Below are 18,531 nucleotides of genomic sequence, written 5' to 3'. Positions count from 1 at the left end.
TTGGCGAAGCTTCCGCCCGTTTCAGCGGGCGGCCGGCGCCTGTTCTCTCGTGGCGGCGTCGGCCTGGCGGCCCGTCCGCGCGAACGCCTCGGCGACCTGAAGCAGGACGGTCCTGTGGGCGGGGGCCATCTTCAGGAAGCAATCCGCCAGCGCCGCCCCGCCCCGGATCGCACCGAGCTCGACCCGCTCGGGCGAGGTCAGGTCGAGGTCCTCCGGCGGAAAGAAGTCCGCCACGGGCCAGCCCAGCGCCCTGGCGGCGCGGACCAGCATGGAAGCCGAGATGCGATTGGCGCCGCGTTCGTATTTCTGGATCTGCTGGAAGCTGAGGTTCATCGCCTGGCCCAGCTCGGTCTGGGACATGCCGCGCTGCAGGCGAGCCGTCCTCAGGCGTTCACCCACAAAGCGGTCGACCGGATCGGTGACGTCGATGGCGCGCGGCATGCAGATCTCCCCCGGGGGAGACCATGGCCGACTCCGCGCCCGTCGGGCAAGAGGCGCCGCGCCGCCGGTCTAGGCCGCCGCCGTCGCCGGCTCGGCCTGCAGCGTCCGTATGTAGGCGCGAAGGCCATGCAGCGCGCCGCGGTCCCGACCGTCGCCGCGACCGTCCGGACCCTGCTGCAACAGGACCTCCAGGACGATGTCCGCTTCGATCGCGGCCCGAGGCTTGTGGTCGAGGATGAAGGCCTCGGCGGCGATGAAGCGATCCCAGATCGCCTCAAGATCCGCATTGTGGTGCTGGCGCCAGAACGCCACGGCTGACTCGAAAGTCCATCTCTGTGACATGGGTTCGCCCTCCTTCAGGACGACGGCCGGCCTCGGCCGCATAGGGGTTGGTGTCAGGAGCGTCGGCGGGAGATAACGGGGGGACGGGCGTAGGGCGCGGTGCGGCACTCCCAGACGCCGAACAGGCCGATCAGCATGAGCTCGACCCACACCACGATGCGGAACGAGACACTGGCCCAGACCTGGACGTCGGGATCGAGGATGGCGACGAGGTAGGTGGCGATCGACAGCAGTTGAACGCCCGCCGCCGCCACCAACCACCACCGCACCGCCGCCAGGCTCAACCAGACCAGGGTTCCGAACAGGCCGACGGCCAGGAGGCCGACGCCCCAGCGCAGGCCGCCGATCTGCCAGCCGTCGACGAGGGGCGTGACCATCATGGCGACCAGGAAGGCGATGGCGGCGATGCGTTCCGCCGATCTCCCCACCCATAGTAGAAGCCCGATGCTGACGAGACTCAGACCGAGGACAGAAAGCTGGGCTGCGCTCATGCTGCGTCCTTGCCCCGGTCAGGCGGCGGTTCGTTCGATCGTCCGGACCTCGGCCAGGGTGTTTTTTCCCTCGAGGGGGCCTTCGAGCCGCCAGCTGATTCCCTGGGCGGAGGCGACGGCGGCCAGTCCTTCGTGCCCTTCGACGACCGCCCCCCGGGCTTCGGCCAGCTGGTTCAGGCTTCGCACCATGTTCAGCAAGGCGGACTGACCGACCTCCGCGGCCAGCCCCGCGTCCGTCCGCCCCTCGATCATGGCCTGGATCAGGGCGCTGGTTTCGACCATCGCCTTGTCGACCGCATGTTCCGCGGTCTGGAGGCGACGGGCGATCCGGACGCCTACGTGTCTGTTTTTCATGGGTGGCTCCTAACGCTCGATGATCAGTCCTGCGTCAGGATGGCGGCGGGCGGCGCGTGCGGCGCCAGGACCCCGACGGCCCCGGACACAACGCTCACGATACCCACCGTGATCAAGGCGGCGACGGCGGCGAAGACGAGAATGAGTCCAAGGCGGAGGCCCGGCCGCGGAGGCCGCGGGAGAAACCAGGCGCCTGCCCCTGTCGGGGTCGTCCTATCCGCGTCGTCGACTGGATCGCCCGGCGCCGGTTGATGCAGCGCCGGGTTGGGCGGGGCGGCCATACCCTCGGGTCCGTATAGCGGATCGCCCGCTAGGCGGCGCAACGCCGCCTTTCGCGACGACACCTCGAGTCGGCGAAGGGCTTCGCGGACGTGCAGGCTGACGGTGTGGTGCGAGATGCCGAGATGCCGTCCGATGTCCTTGTCGGTCATCGTGGCCGAGAGAAGCAAACACTCCAGCTGACGCTCTGTAAGTCGACCCGCCATCACCCCTCCGTGGCGGAGCCTATGTTGGTCAGGGGACGGACGCCAGACGGCATTTCTCGAAACTCGACCGCATCGCGTCCGATCTCGACGCCGGGGCGACGCCCGGGCCGCGCCGGTGGAAGTGGGCGCGGCGGGATGGCCCGGGCGGACCGGGTCGTCGGTCGGCGGCGGTCTGGCGACCCTGGGAACTCAGACCGGCTCAGCCGTCTCGGTCGAGATCGCTTTCATCTGCCTGACGAAGTCGAGCCAATTCTCGTCCTCCATATGGCTCTGGTCCTGTACGACCATCTGGTCGTCGATGAAGAGGTAGGACGGCACGATGTTGTTCGGGTTCAAGCGACGACGGACGTCGGATTTCAGGATGAGCACGTGCGCCTCGAGCGCAGAGCCGCCTACGATCTCCGAGAGGTCGTGAGCATCATCGGCGGGGACAATCCAGAATGTGACCTCGGCGCGGTTCATGCCGGGGAGCATCGCCAGCAGATCCGGGCGCTTGGCGACGCATTGCGGGCAGCCGGCGGACAGAAAGATCAGGGCGGTGTTCCCCCCCGCCAGGCCGGCCGAGGTGAACGAGCCGCCGTCCGCGGCGCGTCGTCCCTCGAAATCAGGCACGACGTCGCCGATCTGAAGCCTGGGGGCGTGCAGCGCCCCTTCGAGGGCCGCGACCCGCGCCGCCAGGCGCAAGACCAGAAACAGGGTCAGCGCCACCGCGAACAGCAGAAAGGCGATCGCGAACTCGAGCACCGTGACGTTCATTCCCGAGTCTGTCCTTTCCTCAACGACGCATCAGGAAGGCGACGTCCGACAGGCGGACGGACAGGAGGGCGGTGATCGCCGCGACGCCGAACATCAGGACGAGCCCGGCGGCCGACAAGGAGGCGACGCGGGCGGGCGGGGCGAAGTAGACCGCGCAGGCCGCGAGCAGACCGGCGCTTCGGGCCAGATCGAAACCCGAAATCCGGTGCGACGAACCCCCGAAGCAGTTGCAGGCGACCCGCGCCCGCCTGGCCAGCACCGTCGAGATCGTGGCCAGGAAGGCGACGAAGAGGGCCGCCGCGATCATCATCGCCGCCCGCGCCACGTCTCCGCCGACCAACAGGAGCGTCGCCACGCCCCCCTCCACGACGATGAGCGCCAGGGTGGCGATCCGGCTCCATGGGCTGGTCAAGCCGAAGATGGCTTCGAGCGTGCCCTGGAAGGCCCGAACGGCGCCCGCCTTGCCGATCGCGGCCGCGAACAGGACCAACATCGCGTAGAAGCGGCAGGCCTCGCCGATATAGGCTGCGGTGTCGTTCATTCGACCGGGCCGGCGTCCCAGGCGGGGGCGAGGCCGGAGGGCTTGCGTCGACGGCTGCGGACGCCCTCCCGCGTCGCGATGATCGCATCGACCCAGTCATCGTCCAGGTCGGCGCGCGCCGCCGCCCCGATCGATTCCCGGATCGATCGGGCGATCTCCCAGGCCGAATCCTCCGTCGACGGGTCCCCCCGTACAGGCAGGCCAAGGGCCGCCAGATCGTCGCGCCTCAGGGCGAAGGTGTGGGAGTGATGTCCGTAGATCAGCCGGTCCACGACCTCGACGTTCCGGGCGTCCTCCGAAGGCGACGCCAGGGCGCGCAGTTCGAGACAGATCTCGCGCGTCTCGAGGCACGATCGATAGAAGGCGGTGAGCGTCGTGGGGAAGATGTTTTCGCACAGGGCGGACATGGCCGCGGCCGGGGCCTCTTCGCCGGGTATTCCGAACCACTGCCGGGCCATCTCGCCGAAAAGGCGGACGTCCTGGGCCGAGATCGCAAGCGGCGCCTCGCCGGAAGTCGGGGAACTCGCCTGGAGCAGCGGATCGACGGGGGAGAACACCGCGACGGGTCCCGCCACGATCTGATGGGCGGCCAGAGCCACGATGGTGCCCGACGACTCGCACCGGTCGGGCACGATGAGAGTCAGGTGGTCGGTGAATTCATGCAGGAGAAGGGCGATCCGCCGGGCCGCGTTGACGACGCCGCCCCGGCAATAGAACAGCACGTCCAGCCGCTCGCTCCGCCCCATCTCGCGCAAGGCGTCGTACAACGACGGCAGCAGGTCGAGCTCGAGGTTGGAGGCGGCGAGAACGAGCACCCGGCTCTGTCTCCGCGCCTCGATCCTCTCGACAGGGGCCCTGATCTTCACGTCCGCTCTTCTTTCTGTATGGCGTCCGAAAGACAACGGGCCGTATGGCCCGTCATGTCCAGGGCCGGCACGAGCTGTTCCACGAACAGAAATTGTCCGACGGGATTGTTCTCGAGAAAGACGTATCGCCCCTCCGGCGTGACGATGAGATCGATCGCGCCGTAGGTCAGACCGTAGCTATGCACGAACTCCAGGCAGCGATGCGAGACCTCCGCCGGCAGAACCTCGGCCTCATAGAGAATCTCCGCCGACATATCCCGGCAGTCGATCATGGTCCTCGGATCGGCCTGTGAGTGAATCCTGGCCGCGAACACGCGGTCTCCAATGACGGTGACGCGCAGTTCGTGGGCCTTGGGCACATTCGGCTGAAAGAAGCTGGGGAGCTCCGCGACCGCGTCGAGCAACGCCTCGTCCTCGTCGGTGATGAGCGTCGTCGAGAGGTGGCCGGCGATCCGGTCCTCGGCCGCGACCTCGTCGGCGGCCAGAATGGGGGACGAGAGCGTCTTGAACACGATGTCGCCGCCGACGGCGTGCCGGAACGCATCGACGTCGGGGCGCCGGTTTGTGATGATCGAGGCGGGGACGTCGAACCCCATCCGGGTCGCGCGCAGCAACTGCTCGCCCTTCCAGCTCGCGGCCCGCACGGCCAACGGATGGCTCATCCAGTAGCACTCCAGCGTGTAGAGCATGCTGAACAGGATGTGCTCCATCTCGCCGTCGGCGAAGGCCTTTTCCTGGGGCGGAAGCTTGCCCGATCTGTAGCTGAAGTCCGCCTTCTTGCGCATCCAGACGGCCCCGATCTCCCCGATCGGCGCCGCGTCACCCGTGGGCAAATGCGTCAGCCCTCCGCTCCAGCGTCCATCGGCGAAGCTCAGGGTGACGTCGAAGTCCTTTGGAAATTCGTCGAGGTTCAGCCTGAAAGGCGCGGTTCCCATCGCGCTCAGCCTGGCCGAAACCAGATCGGCGTGAAGGTCGTAGGAATTGGTGACGATCAGCACGCGTTTCGCCATGCCTGGGGCCTCATAACCGTTTGGCGGGGCTTACGGTCGACGGTTGGCTGATGAAAAACAGGGGCCCCGCGACGGGGCCCCTGCCTGGAGGCTCTGGTTCAGCACCAGTAGCCTTTGTCGAGCGGCGCGGGACGACCGTCCGTGTAGATGCTCTCGCGATACATGCCCTGTTCCGTCGGGTCCGTGCAGCCGGCCACCGCCACGCCGGCGCGCGCCGTCCACTTGCCGTCCGCCACACCACTCCGCTTCTTCTCAGCCAACTTGAACGCGAAGGTTTTCTTTCCGCTTTCCATAACGTGAGACCTTTCGGTAGTTGAAACACGACATGAATGAGCCATGCCGCAGCGGCGATCGACGCCACCGCCGGACGCTACAACGGCGAGAATCAATTACAATAGCTCTTCATGGTTGATCTCGTTTTCGTGGTCCGACCAGGCCATACTCCACGTCCGCGTGTGTCTCGATCCTTGACTGTTCAGAGGGACGCGCGTCGCGACGCACTCGATTCCGGCGATCCTTCATGCCCCTGGACGGCTCCTTGACCGACCCCGGACCCATCGCGAGGCGGCTGCTGTCGCTGTTCTGGCCGCGAGGCGAGCCGATCCTGCGCCTGAGAGTGGTCGCGGCGATCGCCCTGCTCGTCGTGGGCAAGCTCGTCAGCATCGGCGCGCCCCTGGTTTACAAGCAGATCATCGACGCCTTCTCGGTCGAGGCGATCGTGATCGTTCCGGTCGCGCTGATTCTTGCCTACGGCGTCGCCAACATCGCCGCCCAGATGACGGGCGACCTGCGCCAGCTGGTGTTCGTCAGCGTCGCCCAGCGGGCCATCCGGCTGACCGCGCTGGAGGTGTTCCGGCACCTGCACCGGTTGTCGATGCGTTTTCATATCGAGCGCCAGACGGGCGGACTGTCCCGCATCGTCGAACGCGGCACCGCCAGCATCGAGTTTCTGCTGGAACTGGTGCTGTTCAGCATCCTGCCGACGGTTCTGGAACTGGTGCTGGTCTGCGCCATCCTCTGGCGCTTCTACAGCCTGGACTTCGCCCTGGTGACCCTGGCCGGCATCGGGGCCTACGCGGCCTTTACGGCGATCATCACCCGCAGGCAGGTGCATCTGCGCCGCGACATGAACCAGCGCGACGTCGTCGCCAGCGTCAAGGCCACAGACAGCATCCTCAACTACGAGACCGTCAAATACTTCGGCGCCGAACGTCATGAAGCCGACGGCTACGAGACGGCCAAACGCGCCTATGAACGGGCCGCGATCCGCAGCCAGAGCATGCAGTCGCTGCTGACCATCGGCCAGACGGTCATCATCTCGGCGGGGTCCGTCGCCGTGATGCTGATGGCCGGGCGGGGCGTCGTCTCGGGCGCCATGACCGTCGGCGACTTCGTTCTGGTCAACGCCTACCTGCTTCAGCTCTATGCGCCGCTCAACCTGCTCGGAATGGTCTACAGCAGCGTCCGGCAGTCCGTCACCGACATCGAGGCCATGGGCAACTTGCTCCATCAGCCGGTGGAAGTTGAAGACGCGCCCCGGGCGGCCGCTCTGATTGTTCGACGCGGCCACGTCCGTTTCGATCGGGTGTCGTTCGGATACGACCCGCGGCGGCCCATCCTGAAGGATGTGTCGTTCGACATCCCTCCCGGCGGCACGGTGGCGCTGGTCGGTCCGACCGGAGGCGGCAAGTCCACGATCGGGCGCCTTCTATTCCGGTTCTACGACGTCGGGGACGGCTGCATCACGATCGACGGCCAGGACGTCCGCGAGATCACCCAGGAAAGCCTGCGTCGGGTGATCGGCGTGGTGCCGCAGGACACGGTGCTTTTCAACGACACGATCTACTACAACATCGCCTATGGCCGGACCGGCGCGAGCCGGGACGAGGTGGAGCATGCGGCCCGATCGGCCAGCATCCACGACTTCATCCGAAGCCTCCCGGACGGCTACGACAGCCAGGTGGGCGAGCGGGGTCTGAAACTCTCGGGCGGCGAGAAGCAGCGGATCGCGATCGCGCGGGTGATCCTGAAACAACCCTCCATTCTCGTGTTCGACGAAGCGACCAGCGCACTGGACAGCCGGACGGAGCGGGAGATCCAGGCCAGTCTGCGGGCGGTTTCGGCGGAGCGGTCGACGCTGATCATCGCCCACCGCCTCTCCACCATCGTCGACGCCGACGACATCCTGGTGATCGACCACGGGCGTATCGTCGAGCGCGGTCGCCACGAGCATCTGCTGGCCCAGGGCGGCGTTTACGCGGCGATGTGGTCGCGCCAGAAGCGTGAGGCCGCGGCCGGGCGCCTCGACATCGCCCCGGTTCCCTGACCGACCGGCCCGTGGGTTCGACGGTGAGCCATCAACCTTGGCGCACCAGTATTGCCTCCGACGGGTCGGGGAATACGGTCGCCGATCATCTGGACCCTGGTCCGATCCAGGTCCGGGAATCGAGTTGGCGGAAGCGGTGGGATTCGAACCCACGGACGGCTCACACCGTCGCTGGTTTTCAAGACCAGTGCCTTAAACCACTCGGCCACACTTCCATACCGGCGGGCGCCGCCGCTTGCGACACGCCTATGGGGCGGTTTTGGTCCCCATGCCGAACGACCCGCTGACTAAACGAACCGGCTGCAGGCTCCTATTTCGCGGAGCCATCCCTTTCAAGCGCCCAAGGTCAGCAGCTTTCAAGACCGCTGCCTTAAACCACCCGGCCACCTGTCCGTGTCCCGCGAGCGGACCCGCCGCATAGCGCCAAACGCGCCGTTAACCAAAGCGGAAATGTCTTTGGTCATGCTCCTGGCCGTTGAGGACGGGCCATGGCTGCGAAACTGCTCAAGGGACTTCTGCTCGCCGGACTGATGTCGCTGCTGGCCGCCTGCGCCGGCGGGGCGCGGCCGGACGTGGGCGGCGCGCGGGGCGCGGTCCCGGTCGTCACCGATCCGGCCCCGATCGTTTCCGGGACCATGCGCGCCTATCAGATCCGGGGGCGCTGGTATCAGCCGGCGGAACAGCCGGACTATGACGAGACCGGACAGGCCTCCTGGTACGGCGACGCCCATCACGGCCGCCCGACCGCGACCGGCGAGCGCTTCGACATGAACGCCCTGACGGCGGCCCACAAGACCCTGCCGCTGCCGGGCCTGGTCGAGGTCACCAACCTCGCCAACGGCCGCCGCGTCGTGGTCCGGGTCAACGACCGCGGGCCGTTCGTGGACGGGCGCATCATCGACCTGTCGCGCGGGGCGGCCGAGGCGCTGGACCTGCGCTCGGCCGGCGTCGGCGAGGTGCGGGTGCGCTACCTCGGCCGCGCGCCGCGCCTCGGCGGCGGTTCGGTCGTGCAGAACGCAGAGGCGCGACCGTCGCCGCGGCGTGATCCCGTTCCCTACGCACCCGCTCCGGCGCCCACGCCGGTCCCCGTGAATCAGCCGACGACGTCCCCGTCGGCCGGAGCGTCCACCCGCCCCGGCGTCTGGGTCCAGGCGGGGACGTGGTCCGACGCCCGCCAGGCCCGGCGCGCCGCACAACATCTGGGCGGCGGCGCGACCGTCGACGAGGCCCTGCCGGGGCAGTTCCGGGTGCTGGTCGGGCCATGGCCGGATGGGGGCGCGGCCGAGCGCTCCCGGCGCGCGGTGGTCTCGCGGGGGTATCCTGAAGCCACGACGATTTCCGGAGCCTAGAGCGAAATCGGTCGCGGTGGGCGGCGCCCGTCACGTCTCGGATTTCACTCCACATGAAACTGGACCGTTTTTTGGATTCAGGGCGATTCGACCTGTGGCAAAAATGGTCTGGACCCTTGCGAACCGGGCCGGCGCCGCCATTGTGCGCCGGTGACCCAGGGCAGATTCATTACATTCGAGGGCGGCGAGGGGACCGGCAAGTCGACCCAGGTCGCCCGGCTGGTCGAACGGCTGCGCGCCCGGGATCTGGAGGTCGTCCAGACCCGCGAGCCGGGCGGTTCGGACGGCGCCGAGGACATCCGCAACATCGCCCTGAACGGCGACGCCGGACGCTGGTCGCCGATGACCGAGACCCTGCTGATGTTCGCCGCCCGCTCCGATCATCTGGAGCGCACCATCCGCCCCGCGCTGGAGGCGGGCCGCTGGGTCGTCTGCGACCGCTTCGCCGATTCCAGCCGCGCCTACCAGGGCGTCGGCGGCGGGACCCCGGCCGGGTTCATCGAGGCGCTGGACGCCGCCATCGTCGGCCGGACCCAGCCGGACCTGACCCTCGTCTTCGACCTGCCGGTCGAGGTCGGGCTTGAGCGCGCCTTCGGGCGGGGCCTGTTCGAGACCCGGTTCGAGTCCAAGGGGCTCGAATTCCACGAGCGGCTGCGCCGCGGTTTCCGCGACATCGCCGCCGCCCATCCCGAGCGCTGCGTGATCATCGACGCCGAAGGCGATCAGGACACGGTCGCCGCCCGGGTCTGGGCCGCCGTCGGGGCCCGGCTGCTGTGAGCGAGCATCCGCGCGACCGATTCGACCTGATCCCCGACGCCGCGGCCGAGGCCGCCTTCCTCGACGCCTTCGACAAGGGCCGGCTGCACCACGCCTGGCTGCTCTGCGGGGTCGAGGGCTCGGGCAAGTCGACCTTCGCCTACCGCGCCGCCCGCCGGCTGCTGGGCGCCGCCCCGGATCCCTCGCGCGGCCTGCTGGGGACCCGTCCCGACGATCCGGTGGCCCGGCTGATCACGGCCCAGTCCCATCCCGATCTGCTCGTGCTGGAACGCGCCGTCGAGGGCGGCAAGACGAAGAAGTCCATCTCGGTCGACCAGGCCCGCGACCTGCCGGAGTTCTTCTCCAAGAGCCCGTCGCAGGCCCGCTACCGGGTTGCCATCATCGACGCCGCCGACGACCTGAATCTCAACGCTGCCAACGCCTTGCTGAAGGTTCTTGAGGAGCCGCCGGAGCGGGGTGTGCTGTTCCTCGTCACCCACGCGCCCGGCCGGCTGCTGGCCACCATCCGCTCGCGTTGCCGCCGGCTGGCCTTCCCGGTCTGGCCGCCGCATGCCCTGGAAGACCTGGTCCGAAACCGCACCGGCGTCCCCTCGGCCGAGGCCGCCCGCATCGCCGGCATGGCCGCCGGCTCGCCCGGGCAGGCGCTGGCCCTGGCCTCCGGCGCCACGCTCGAGGCCGACCAGCTGGCCCAGGCCTGGGTGTCCGCCTCCACCGTGGACCGGGCCGAGGCCATGGCCGTCGCCGACAGGTTCCGCGGTCCCGAAGGGCAGGAGCGGTTCGAGACCCTGATGGACCGGCTGATCGCCGCCGTGAAGGTCCGCGCGCTCGAGGAAGGCAAGTCGGGGGCCCGCTGGGCCGAACTGTGGGAACGGCTGTCCGAGCTGCCCGACCGCACCGCCGCCATCAATCTCGACCGCGCCGACGTGCTGGCCGGGGCGCTCGCCGACCTGCAGCGGACCAAGGCCCGCGCCTGATGCTGATCGACAGCCACGTCAACCTGCACGCCCCCCAGTTCGACGAGGACCGCGACGCCGTCATCGCCCGCGCCCGCGCCGCCGGCGTCGGGCTGATGGTCGAGATCTCCGACAGGCTGTCGACCTTCGAGGCCACCCACGCCCTCGCCATGGCCCACGACGACATCTGGGCCACGGTCGGCGTCCATCCGCACGAGGCGAAGGATTACGCCGACCTGACCGCCGACCGGCTGGTCGAGCTGGCCGGCCGCCCCCGCGTCATCGGCATCGGCGAATGCGGCCTCGACTTCCACTACGACCTCAGCCCGCGCGACACCCAGGCGGCGGTGTTCCGCCAGCATATCGAGGCGGGCCGCCGCACCGGCCTGCCGCTGGTCGTCCACACGCGCGAGGCCGACGCCGTCATGGCCGACATCCTGACGGAAGAGCAGGCGAGGGGACCGTTCCGCTTCTTGATGCACTGCTATACCAGCGGCCCGGAACTGGCGGAAAAGGTTGCGGAACTCGGGGCATGGTTCTCGGTCTCCGGCATCGCCACCTTCAAGGCCGCGGCCGAGGTGCGCGAGATCATCGCCGCCATGCCCGCCGACCGGATCATCATCGAGACGGACTGTCCCTACCTCGCGCCCGTCCCGCACCGGGGCCGGCGCAACGAGCCGGCCTACATCGGCCACGTCCTCGACAAGCTGGCGGAGATCCGCGGCTGGTCGCGCGACGAGGCCGAGGCGCGCACCACGGACGCGTTCTTCGCCCTGTTCGACCGTATCCCGAGGCCGCCAGAAACCAAGGACGCGGCATGACCGGCGAACTGGAGGTCGTCATCCTCGGCTGCGGCTCGTCCGGCGGGGTGCCCCGCGGCGACGGCGACTGGGGCGCCTGCGATCCGGCCGAACCCAGGAACGCCCGCACCCGCTGCTCGCTGCTGGTCCGCCGTCACGGCCCGGAGGGCCTCACCAGCGTCCTGATCGACACCTCGCCCGATCTGCGCGCCCAGATGCTGGCGGCCGGGGTCAAACACGTCGACGCCGTCCTCTACACCCACGACCACGCCGACCAGACCCACGGCGTTGACGACCTGCGCGTCTTCGCCATGCGCGCCCGCCGCCGCATCCCGGCCTTCATGGACGCCGCCACCCACGCCGCCCTGCACGGCCGCTTTCGCTACATCTTCGACAGCGTCGAAGGCTATCCCGCCATCCTCGACGCCCGGCCGCTGCCGCCGCACGGCCAGCCCTGGTCCGTCGACGGCCCCGGCGGCCCCGTGCCCATCGTCACCTTCGACCAGGCCCACGGTCCGATCCGCTCGGTCGGCTATCGCATCGGCCCCGTGGCCTACTCCAGCGACGTCTCCGATCTCGACGAGGCGGCCATCGAGGCCGTCCGCGGCTGCGACCTGTGGATCGTCGACGCCCTGCGCTGGACGCCCCACCCGACCCACGCCCACGTCGAAAAGACCCTCGACTGGATCGCCCGCGCCGGGGTGAAGCGGGCGGTGCTCACCAACCTGCATATCGATCTGGATTACAACGCCTTGTCGGCGGCGGTTCCAGCGAACGTCGAGGTGGCGTTCGATGGCTGGACGGGGCGTCTAGCGCTGTAGCAGCCGTGCGGCGTCAGCCGCAAAATAGCTCAGCACCCCCGCCGCGCCCGCGCGCTTGAACGCGTGCAGGCTCTCTAGGATGGCCCGGTCCTCGTCCAGCCAGCCGTTGGCCATGGCCGCCCGCATCATCGAATACTCGCCCGACACCTGGTAGGCGAAGGTCGGCACCCGGAAGGTCTCGGACACCCGCCGGACGATGTCGAGGTACAGCATCCCCGGCTTGACCATCACCGCGTCCGCGCCCTCGGCGATGTCCATCGCCACCTCGCGCAGCGCCTCGTCGGAGTTGGCGTAGTCCATCTGGTAGGTTTTCTTGTCGCCGGTCAGCTGCCTCGCCGATCCCACCGCGTCGCGATACGGCCCGTAGAAGGCCGAGGCGTATTTGGCCGCATAGGACAGGATCATCACGTCGTGCAGGCCGTTGGCCTCCAGCGCCTCGCGGATCGCCTGCACCCGGCCGTCCATCATGTCCGAGGGGCCGACGATGTCCGCCCCGGCGTGGGCGTGGATGAAGGCCTGTTCGGCCAGCCGCTCCAGCGTCGCGTCGTTGACGATGCGGCCGTTCTCCAGCACCCCGTCGTGGCCGTGGTCGGTGTAGCAGTCCAGCGCCACGTCGGTCATGACCCCGATCTCCGGCGCCGCGTCCTTGATGGCCTTGATGCACTCCGGGATCAGCCCGTCCGGGTCGGTCGCGCCGGTGCCGACGCCGTCCTTGATCGCCCCGTCGACATTCGGAAACAGCGCCACCGCCGGAATGCCCAGATCGCGCGCCTCGACCGCCGCCGCCGCCGCCGCCTTCGGGCTCAGCCGGAACACGCCCGGCATCGAGGCGACCGCCACGCGCTCATCCGCCCCGTCGTGCACGATCAGCGGCCAGACCAGGTCCGCCGGCGTCAGCGTCGTCTCGGCCACCAGCCGCCGCACCCAGGGCGCGCTGCGCAGCCGGCGGGGGCGGGCGTAGGGAAAGGCGGCGGGGGCGAACGGCTGGGTCATGGCCGCGCTTATAGACGAAGCCTCGCCGCCGGGGGGAGGGTTCAGTTTGTCGCCGGTTCGGATAGAAGCGCTGCATCGATTCAGGAAACGCCCCATGGACTTCGCCCTCACCGACGACCAGCGCGCCATCCAGGACGCCGCCCGGGCCTTCGCCGACGCCGAACTGGCCCCGCACAGCGCCGAGTGGGACGAGACCAAACACTTCCCCGTCGACGTGATGAAGCACGCCGCCGAGATGGGCTTCTGCGGCATCTACACCGGCGAGGAGCACGGCGGCATGGCCCTGGGCCGGGTCGAGGCCGCGCTGATCTTCGAGGAGCTGTCGCGCGGCGACGTCTCCACCGCCGCCTTCATCTCGATCCACAACATGGCCACCTGGATGATCGACCGGTTCGGCTCCGACGACCTGCGCGCCCGCTACGTGCCGCGCCTCGTCTCGATGGAGCTGATCGCCAGCTACTGCCTGACCGAGCCGGGCTCCGGCTCCGACGCCGCCGGCCTGCGCACCACGGCGAAGCTGGACGGCGACCATTACGTCCTCAACGGCTCGAAAGCCTTCATCTCCGGCGCCGGAACCTCGGACGTCTATGTCGTCATGGCCCGCACCGGCGCGGACGGCCCCAAGGGCATCTCCACCTTCGTCGTCGAGAAGGATACGCCCGGCCTCAGTTTTGGGGCCCAGGAGAGGAAGATGGGCTGGAATTCCCAGCCCACCGCCATCGTCGCCTTCGACGACTGCCGCATCCCCGCCGCCAACCTGCTGGGCAAGGAGGGCGACGGCTTCCGCTACGCCATGATGGGCCTCGACGGCGGTCGGCTGAACATCGCCGCCTGTTCGCTGGGCGGCGCCCGGCTGGCGCTCGAAACCACCCTCGACTACGTCGCCTCGCGCAAGCAGTTCGGCAAGCCGATCGCCGACTTCCAGAACACCCAGTTCAAGCTCGCCGACATGGCCACCCAGCTGGAGGCCGCCCGCCTGCTGGTCCTGCGCGGCGCCTGGGCCCTCGACACCCGCCATCCCGAGGCGACCAAATGGTGCGCCATGGCCAAGCGCTTCGCCACCGACGCCTGTTTCCAGATCGCCGACGAGGCCCTGCAGCTGCACGGCGGCTACGGCTACCTCAAGGACTACCCCCTGGAGCGCATCGTCCGCGACCTGCGCGTCCACCGCATCCTCGAGGGCACCAACGAGATCATGCGCGTGATCACGGCGCGGGAGATGATGCGGCAGTAGGGGGTGACGCCTTCCGCCTGACTTGTCATGGTCATGGCGGGAGGATCTCATCATGAAACGGATCGCAGCCTCGGCCGTCATCGGCCTTTTCCTGTGCGCGACGCCCGCGCTTGCCCAGGACGCGTCGAACTACGTCGGAGTCGATGAGATCATCGTCACCGGCTCGCGCGCCATTGAATGGGACCCCGACGACATCCCGGTGATCCAGCTGGAGCGGCGGGCCGACAATCTGATCGTGGCCGTGCGGGTCGTGAACGACACCCGCGACGCGCCGGGCCGCCGCGACGAGATCACCCGGACCCTTCGCGCCATGGCGCGCGCCGCCGCCGGGCGCGCCGACATCGACCTCAGCATCGAGGACGACGGCACGCTGGTGCCGCTGACCGAAGACATGGTCTCGACCCTGACGCTGGGCATGGATCCAGGCCGCAGCGACACCAGCGTGGCCAGCCTGGTCGTCAAGACGCCGATCCGCGAGAACGACACCCTCGACGCCGCCTCGGAACGGATCGAGGCATTCGTCGACGGCGTCGCGCCCGTCGGCCGCTCGCTGTCCGACATCAGCGGCGACTGGCAACTGTCCGTGGTCAATCCGGCCCAGTATCGCGCGCCGATTCTCGCCGCCATCGCCGCCGACGCCCGCACGACCGCGGCGACCTTCGGGGATGGATACGCGGTGCAGGTCGACGGGATGTCGAACCGCGTCACATGGCGACAGTCGGGCCCGCTCGAGCTGGCCCTGTTCATTCCCTACGACATGACGGTGACGCCGGCGCGCTGAAGGCTGGACGGCTCCTCTCCGCCCTTCTAGAGCGGCGCCATGACCGAACCCGAAGTCCTCGTCCGCGTCTCCTCCGGCGTCGGCCGCCTCACCCTGAACCGACCCAGGGCCCTGCACGCGCTGAACCGCGCCATGTGCGAGACGATGATCGAGGCGCTGCTGGCGTGGCGGACCGACGACGCCGTCAAATCCATACTCATCGACCACGAAGGCGAACGCGGCTTCTGCGCCGGCGGCGACATCCGCATGATCGCCGGGAGCGGGGCAGGGGATGCCTCGGAGGCGAAGGCCTTCTTCGACACCGAATACAAGCTCAACCACCTGCTGTTCGACTATCCGAAGCCGGTCACCGCCCTGGTCGACGGCATCGTCATGGGCGGCGGCGTAGGCATCTCCGAGCCGGCCGTGGTCCGCATCGCCACCGAACGCACCACCTACGCCATGCCCGAGACCGGCATCGGCCTGTTCCCCGACGTCGGCGGCGGCTGGTTCCTGCCGCGCCTGCCCGGCCAGACCGGCGTCTGGCTGGCCCTGACCGGGGCCCGGCTCAAGGCGGCGGACACGGTCTTCCTCGGCATCCACACCCACTACCTGTCGTCCGACGCCCTGGACGCCTTCCGCGCCATCCTCGCCGCCGACCCGGCCCACCCGGTCGACGTCGCCGACGGGCTGGAGACCGACGCCGGCGAGCCTCCGATCGAGCCTCACCTTCCGGCCATCGACCGCCTGTTCGCCTTCGACACGGTCGAGGAAATCTTCGCCGCCCTCGAGGCCGACGGTTCCGACTGGGCCCTGGCCCAGCTGGCCACGTTCGGGACCAAGTCACCCCAGTCCCTCAAGGTCACCCTGCGCCAGCTCCGCACCGGCGCGGCCCTCGGCTCCTTCGCCGAAAACATGGCCATGGAATACCGCCTCGGCGGCCGCGTGGTCCGCACCCCCGACTTCCAGGAAGGCGTCCGGGCGGTGATCGTCGACAAGGACAACGCCCCGAAATGGTCGCCGGCCGATCTCACCGGCGTGTCGGATGCCGAACTGGACCGCCTGTTCGCCCCGCTGCCGGAAGGCGAGGAGTGGACGCCGCTTCCCTGACCCGTCTCCCCTCCAGCGCCGTCATCCTCGGGCTTGACCCGAGGATCAGACCGTCCGGTGCTCCGTCGAGGCCGATGCGGTCCCGCTCGTTGAGCCTTCCCCGACGCACAGCCCGGCCCAGCCTCTGATCCTCGGGTCGAGCCCGAGGATGACGGTAAGAGGTGAGCGGCAGCGCAGAACCGGATCGCAAACCCCTTGCATCACGCCCCGTTCCGGAGCTTGGCTGTCGCCGCTGGTTCAGGAGACGATCATGCTCAAACGGTCCGTTTTCGCCCTCGCCGCCGCGCTGGCGCTCACCGCCTGCGGCTCCGACCCGTACGCCGGCCGCGAGGACCGGATGGCGGAGCGCACCTACGGGACGATGCGGCTGGCCGACCTGCACCGCGCCGCCATCGGCGATCCGCTGCGCCCCGCCGACGAGGTCGCCCGCGACCCATTGCGCCACCCCGACCGCATGCTGGCCTTCGCCATGATCGAGCCGGGCGACAAGGTCGCCGACATCCGCCCCGGCGCCGGCTATTTCACCCGTCTGTTCGCCCGCGTCGTCGGCGAGACCGGCAAGGTCTACGCCTTCGTGCCCAACCGCACCGCCGAGCGCGAGAACCCGCGCGCTGACGCCCTGGTCGCGGCCTACCCCAACGTGGTCCGGGTCAACGGCGACCTCAACACCATGAGCTTCCCGGAGCCGCTCGACGTCGTCTGGATGAGCCAGGAATATCACGACTTCCACATCCCGGCCTTCAACACCGATGTGGCGACCATGAACCGCGCCATCTTCGCGGCGCTCAGGCCCGGCGGCTATTTCGTCGTCGTCGACCATTCCGGCCGCCCCGGCACGGGCCACACCGAGGTCCAGACCCTGCACCGCATCGAGGGCGCGTCCCTGCGCGCCGAGGTCGAGGCGGCGGGCTTCGTCTTCGACGGCGAATCCTCGGCGCTCGTGAACCCGGCCGACGATCGCACCGTCAACGTCTTCGACGAGGCCATCCGCGGCCGCACCGACCAGTTCGTTTACCGTTTCCGCAAGCCGGGCTAAGGCCTCGTTTCGACAGGAGAATTGTCATGCGTCGTTCTCTACTCCTCGCCGCCTCGGCGCTCGTCGCCATCTCGACTACCGCCTTCGCCCCCGCGCCCTTGCCGCTTCAGGAGCCGTCCGCTTACGCCGCCGCCCTGGCTGATCCGGTCCGCCCGGCCGAAGACCGCGCCCGCGACGAGGCCCGCCATACGGCCGAGACGCTCGCCTTCGCCCGGGTCGCGCCGGGTCACAAGATCGCCGACATGATCATCGGCGGCGGCTATTTCACCCGCGTCTTCTCGGCCGCCGCCGGACCGGAGGGTCATGTCACCGCCTGGCAGCCCGCCGAATTCATCGGCTTCCAGGCCAGCTATGGCGAGAGCCTGAACGCCGTCGACGCCCTGCCCAATGTCGACGCCATCCGCTCGCCGATCGGCGCGCCGGAATTCCCGGCGGGCCTCGACCTGGTCTTCACCGCCCAGAACTACCACGACCTGCATCTGGCGCCGTTCCCGGCCGACACCGCCGCGAAGGTCAACGCCGCCGTGTTCCGGGCGCTGAAGCCCGGCGGGCTCTATGTCATCATCGACCACCACGCCGTCGCCGGTTCCGATCTCGCCGCCGCCGACAGCCTGCACCGCATCGACATCGAGGCGGTCAAACGCGAGGTGGCCGCCGCCGGCTTCGTGCTCGAGGCCGAAAGCGATCTGCTGGCGGACCCCGCGGACCCGCGCACCGCCAGCGTCTTCGACCCCTCCATCCGCGGCAAGACCAGCCAGTTCATGCTGCGGTTCCGCAAGCCGGCGTAGGGAACCTCGCAGCGGTGGGAGATGGCGGCCCGGACCGGCTGGCGAACAGCTCGCCGCGAACATCCCCCTCATCCGGCCCTGACGGGCCACCCGTCATCGGATCGCATGCGATCCTCTTCCACCCCCAAGGGGAGAAGGAAGCCGCGCGATCAGCCCATGACGCTGTGCTGACAATCCGGGAATCTATAGTCGGGTTCAGCGGGTGAATATCCAGCACGATCAACGACATCACCTGTCGCCAAACCCCGTCTCCTGCGCACAGCTGGAGCCGGGCGCATACTTTGCCCATCCCGTCGAC

General features: G+C 68.9%; 22 protein-coding genes and 1 tRNA gene. 11 read left to right on the top strand and 12 right to left on the bottom strand.

Annotated elements, in window-relative coordinates; all coding sequences use genetic code 11:
* Window positions 1-21 precede the first annotated feature (21 nt).
* The 10 genes from VEB62_RS15075 to VEB62_RS15030 form a co-directional block, all read right to left on the bottom strand.
* Window positions 22-441, bottom strand: coding sequence for a helix-turn-helix domain-containing protein (locus VEB62_RS15075; protein ID WP_324801487.1), 420 nt, complete (start codon window positions 439-441; stop codon window positions 22-24).
* Between the two features lie 69 nt (window positions 442-510).
* Window positions 511-783 carry a hypothetical protein gene (locus VEB62_RS15070; RefSeq protein ID WP_324801484.1) on the bottom strand — a complete coding sequence of 91 codons (273 nt, stop codon included), beginning with the start codon at window positions 781-783 and terminating at the stop codon, window positions 511-513.
* Between the two features lie 53 nt (window positions 784-836).
* Window positions 837-1,274 (bottom strand): hypothetical protein, encoded by a 438-nt coding sequence (locus VEB62_RS15065; protein ID WP_324801481.1) that lies wholly within the window; start codon window positions 1,272-1,274, stop codon window positions 837-839.
* 18 nt (window positions 1,275-1,292) lie between these two features.
* Window positions 1,293-1,628, bottom strand: a complete 336-nt coding sequence (locus VEB62_RS15060; protein WP_324801479.1) for a hypothetical protein — start codon at window positions 1,626-1,628, stop codon at window positions 1,293-1,295.
* A 23-nt stretch (window positions 1,629-1,651) separates the two neighbouring features.
* Window positions 1,652-2,113, bottom strand: a complete 462-nt coding sequence (locus VEB62_RS15055) for a helix-turn-helix domain-containing protein (RefSeq protein WP_324801475.1) — start codon at window positions 2,111-2,113, stop codon at window positions 1,652-1,654.
* Between the two features lie 189 nt (window positions 2,114-2,302).
* The gene (locus VEB62_RS15050; protein WP_324801472.1) at window positions 2,303-2,869 is read right to left on the bottom strand and encodes a thioredoxin domain-containing protein; all 567 of its coding nucleotides are present in this window, start codon (window positions 2,867-2,869) and stop codon (window positions 2,303-2,305) included.
* Between the two features lie 19 nt (window positions 2,870-2,888).
* Complete coding sequence (locus VEB62_RS15045) at window positions 2,889-3,410, bottom strand: MauE/DoxX family redox-associated membrane protein (protein WP_324801469.1); 522 nt, start codon at window positions 3,408-3,410, stop codon at window positions 2,889-2,891.
* Window positions 3,407-4,276: an SDH family Clp fold serine proteinase gene (locus VEB62_RS15040; RefSeq protein WP_324801467.1), complete on the bottom strand. Its 870-nt coding sequence runs from the start codon at window positions 4,274-4,276 to the stop codon at window positions 3,407-3,409. Before VEB62_RS15040 ends, VEB62_RS15045 begins: the two co-directional genes overlap by 4 nt.
* Complete coding sequence (locus tag VEB62_RS15035; RefSeq protein WP_324801465.1) at window positions 4,273-5,286, bottom strand: ATP-grasp domain-containing protein; 1,014 nt, start codon at window positions 5,284-5,286, stop codon at window positions 4,273-4,275. The genes VEB62_RS15040 and VEB62_RS15035 overlap by 4 nt, the downstream gene beginning before the upstream one ends.
* A gap of 98 nt (window positions 5,287-5,384) precedes the next feature.
* A complete protein-coding gene (locus tag VEB62_RS15030) occupies window positions 5,385-5,546 on the bottom strand; it encodes a hypothetical protein (protein ID WP_324801462.1) in 162 nt (53 codons plus the stop codon).
* 278 nt (window positions 5,547-5,824) lie between these two features.
* Here VEB62_RS15030 and VEB62_RS15025 point away from each other — a divergent pair, with 278 nt between their 5' ends.
* A complete protein-coding gene (locus VEB62_RS15025; protein WP_324801459.1) occupies window positions 5,825-7,612 on the top strand; it encodes an ABCB family ABC transporter ATP-binding protein/permease in 1,788 nt (595 codons plus the stop codon).
* A 125-nt stretch (window positions 7,613-7,737) separates the two neighbouring features.
* Here the strand turns inward: VEB62_RS15025 and VEB62_RS15020 are convergent.
* Window positions 7,738-7,827 (bottom strand) — tRNA-Ser (locus tag VEB62_RS15020).
* Between the two features lie 273 nt (window positions 7,828-8,100).
* On the opposite strand from VEB62_RS15020, the gene VEB62_RS15015 reads away from it, so the two are divergent.
* The 5 genes from VEB62_RS15015 (at window position 8,101) to VEB62_RS14995 (ending at window position 12,312) form a co-directional block, all read left to right on the top strand.
* On the top strand, window positions 8,101-8,961 hold the full coding sequence (locus VEB62_RS15015; protein ID WP_324801456.1) for a septal ring lytic transglycosylase RlpA family protein: 861 nt from the start codon (window positions 8,101-8,103) through the stop codon (window positions 8,959-8,961).
* 150 nt (window positions 8,962-9,111) lie between these two features.
* Complete coding sequence (tmk, locus tag VEB62_RS15010) at window positions 9,112-9,738, top strand: dTMP kinase (protein WP_324801454.1); 627 nt, start codon at window positions 9,112-9,114, stop codon at window positions 9,736-9,738.
* Window positions 9,735-10,712 (top strand): DNA polymerase III subunit delta', encoded by a 978-nt coding sequence (locus VEB62_RS15005; protein ID WP_324801452.1) that lies wholly within the window; start codon window positions 9,735-9,737, stop codon window positions 10,710-10,712. The genes tmk and VEB62_RS15005 overlap by 4 nt, the downstream gene beginning before the upstream one ends.
* Window positions 10,712-11,512, top strand: a complete 801-nt coding sequence (locus VEB62_RS15000; RefSeq protein ID WP_324801450.1) for a TatD family hydrolase — start codon at window positions 10,712-10,714, stop codon at window positions 11,510-11,512. Before VEB62_RS15005 ends, VEB62_RS15000 begins: the two co-directional genes overlap by 1 nt.
* Window positions 11,509-12,312, top strand: a complete 804-nt coding sequence (locus VEB62_RS14995; protein ID WP_324801447.1) for an MBL fold metallo-hydrolase — start codon at window positions 11,509-11,511, stop codon at window positions 12,310-12,312. The genes VEB62_RS15000 and VEB62_RS14995 overlap by 4 nt, the downstream gene beginning before the upstream one ends.
* Here VEB62_RS14995 and hemB read toward each other — a convergent pair.
* A complete protein-coding gene (hemB, locus tag VEB62_RS14990) occupies window positions 12,301-13,305 on the bottom strand; it encodes a porphobilinogen synthase (protein ID WP_324801445.1) in 1,005 nt (334 codons plus the stop codon). The two genes, VEB62_RS14995 and hemB, sit on opposite strands and share 12 nt — an antisense overlap.
* A gap of 94 nt (window positions 13,306-13,399) precedes the next feature.
* Between hemB and VEB62_RS14985 the strand changes: the two genes are divergently transcribed.
* From VEB62_RS14985 to VEB62_RS14965, 5 genes are all read left to right on the top strand, one after another.
* Window positions 13,400-14,539, top strand: coding sequence for an isobutyryl-CoA dehydrogenase (locus VEB62_RS14985; RefSeq protein WP_324801443.1), 1,140 nt, complete (start codon window positions 13,400-13,402; stop codon window positions 14,537-14,539).
* 52 nt (window positions 14,540-14,591) lie between these two features.
* Window positions 14,592-15,320 (top strand): hypothetical protein, encoded by a 729-nt coding sequence (locus tag VEB62_RS14980; RefSeq protein WP_324801440.1) that lies wholly within the window; start codon window positions 14,592-14,594, stop codon window positions 15,318-15,320.
* Window positions 15,321-15,359: 39 nt separating this feature from the next.
* Window positions 15,360-16,409, top strand: a complete 1,050-nt coding sequence (locus VEB62_RS14975) for an enoyl-CoA hydratase/isomerase family protein (protein ID WP_324801437.1) — start codon at window positions 15,360-15,362, stop codon at window positions 16,407-16,409.
* Between the two features lie 250 nt (window positions 16,410-16,659).
* Window positions 16,660-17,445 (top strand): class I SAM-dependent methyltransferase, encoded by a 786-nt coding sequence (locus VEB62_RS14970; RefSeq protein WP_324801434.1) that lies wholly within the window; start codon window positions 16,660-16,662, stop codon window positions 17,443-17,445.
* A gap of 26 nt (window positions 17,446-17,471) precedes the next feature.
* Window positions 17,472-18,233 carry a class I SAM-dependent methyltransferase gene (locus VEB62_RS14965; RefSeq protein ID WP_324801431.1) on the top strand — a complete coding sequence of 254 codons (762 nt, stop codon included), beginning with the start codon at window positions 17,472-17,474 and terminating at the stop codon, window positions 18,231-18,233.
* Window positions 18,234-18,531: the final 298 nt, after the last annotated feature.

It is taken from the genome of Brevundimonas sp. (genome assembly GCF_035626975.1).
GTDB lineage: Bacteria > Pseudomonadota > Alphaproteobacteria > Caulobacterales > Caulobacteraceae > Brevundimonas.
This window is presented reverse-complemented; position numbering and strand designations above follow the sequence as displayed.

Bases quoted from the DNA above. Each gene is read 5' to 3' on its own strand.
- VEB62_RS14965 (WP_324801431.1), top strand. From the start codon at position 17,472: ATGCGTCGTTCTCTACTCCTCGCCGCCTCGGCGCTCGTCGCCATCTCG.
- VEB62_RS14970 (WP_324801434.1), top strand. From the start codon at position 16,660: ATGCTCAAACGGTCCGTTTTCGCCCTCGCCGCCGCGCTGGCGCTCACC.
- VEB62_RS15045 (WP_324801469.1), bottom strand. From the start codon at position 3,410: ATGAACGACACCGCAGCCTATATCGGCGAGGCCTGCCGCTTCTACGCG.
- VEB62_RS14980 (WP_324801440.1), top strand. From the start codon at position 14,592: ATGAAACGGATCGCAGCCTCGGCCGTCATCGGCCTTTTCCTGTGCGCG.
- VEB62_RS15075 (WP_324801487.1), bottom strand. From the start codon at position 441: ATGCCGCGCGCCATCGACGTCACCGATCCGGTCGACCGCTTTGTGGGT.
- VEB62_RS15070 (WP_324801484.1), bottom strand. From the start codon at position 783: ATGTCACAGAGATGGACTTTCGAGTCAGCCGTGGCGTTCTGGCGCCAG.
- VEB62_RS15060 (WP_324801479.1), bottom strand. From the start codon at position 1,628: ATGAAAAACAGACACGTAGGCGTCCGGATCGCCCGTCGCCTCCAGACC.
- VEB62_RS15035 (WP_324801465.1), bottom strand. From the start codon at position 5,286: ATGGCGAAACGCGTGCTGATCGTCACCAATTCCTACGACCTTCACGCC.
- VEB62_RS15015 (WP_324801456.1), top strand. From the start codon at position 8,101: ATGGCTGCGAAACTGCTCAAGGGACTTCTGCTCGCCGGACTGATGTCG.
- VEB62_RS14985 (WP_324801443.1), top strand. From the start codon at position 13,400: ATGGACTTCGCCCTCACCGACGACCAGCGCGCCATCCAGGACGCCGCC.
- VEB62_RS15055 (WP_324801475.1), bottom strand. From the start codon at position 2,113: ATGGCGGGTCGACTTACAGAGCGTCAGCTGGAGTGTTTGCTTCTCTCG.
- hemB (WP_324801445.1), bottom strand. From the start codon at position 13,305: ATGACCCAGCCGTTCGCCCCCGCCGCCTTTCCCTACGCCCGCCCCCGC.
- VEB62_RS15065 (WP_324801481.1), bottom strand. From the start codon at position 1,274: ATGAGCGCAGCCCAGCTTTCTGTCCTCGGTCTGAGTCTCGTCAGCATC.
- VEB62_RS14995 (WP_324801447.1), top strand. From the start codon at position 11,509: ATGACCGGCGAACTGGAGGTCGTCATCCTCGGCTGCGGCTCGTCCGGC.
- VEB62_RS14975 (WP_324801437.1), top strand. From the start codon at position 15,360: ATGACCGAACCCGAAGTCCTCGTCCGCGTCTCCTCCGGCGTCGGCCGC.
- VEB62_RS15050 (WP_324801472.1), bottom strand. From the start codon at position 2,869: ATGAACGTCACGGTGCTCGAGTTCGCGATCGCCTTTCTGCTGTTCGCG.
- VEB62_RS15000 (WP_324801450.1), top strand. From the start codon at position 10,712: ATGCTGATCGACAGCCACGTCAACCTGCACGCCCCCCAGTTCGACGAG.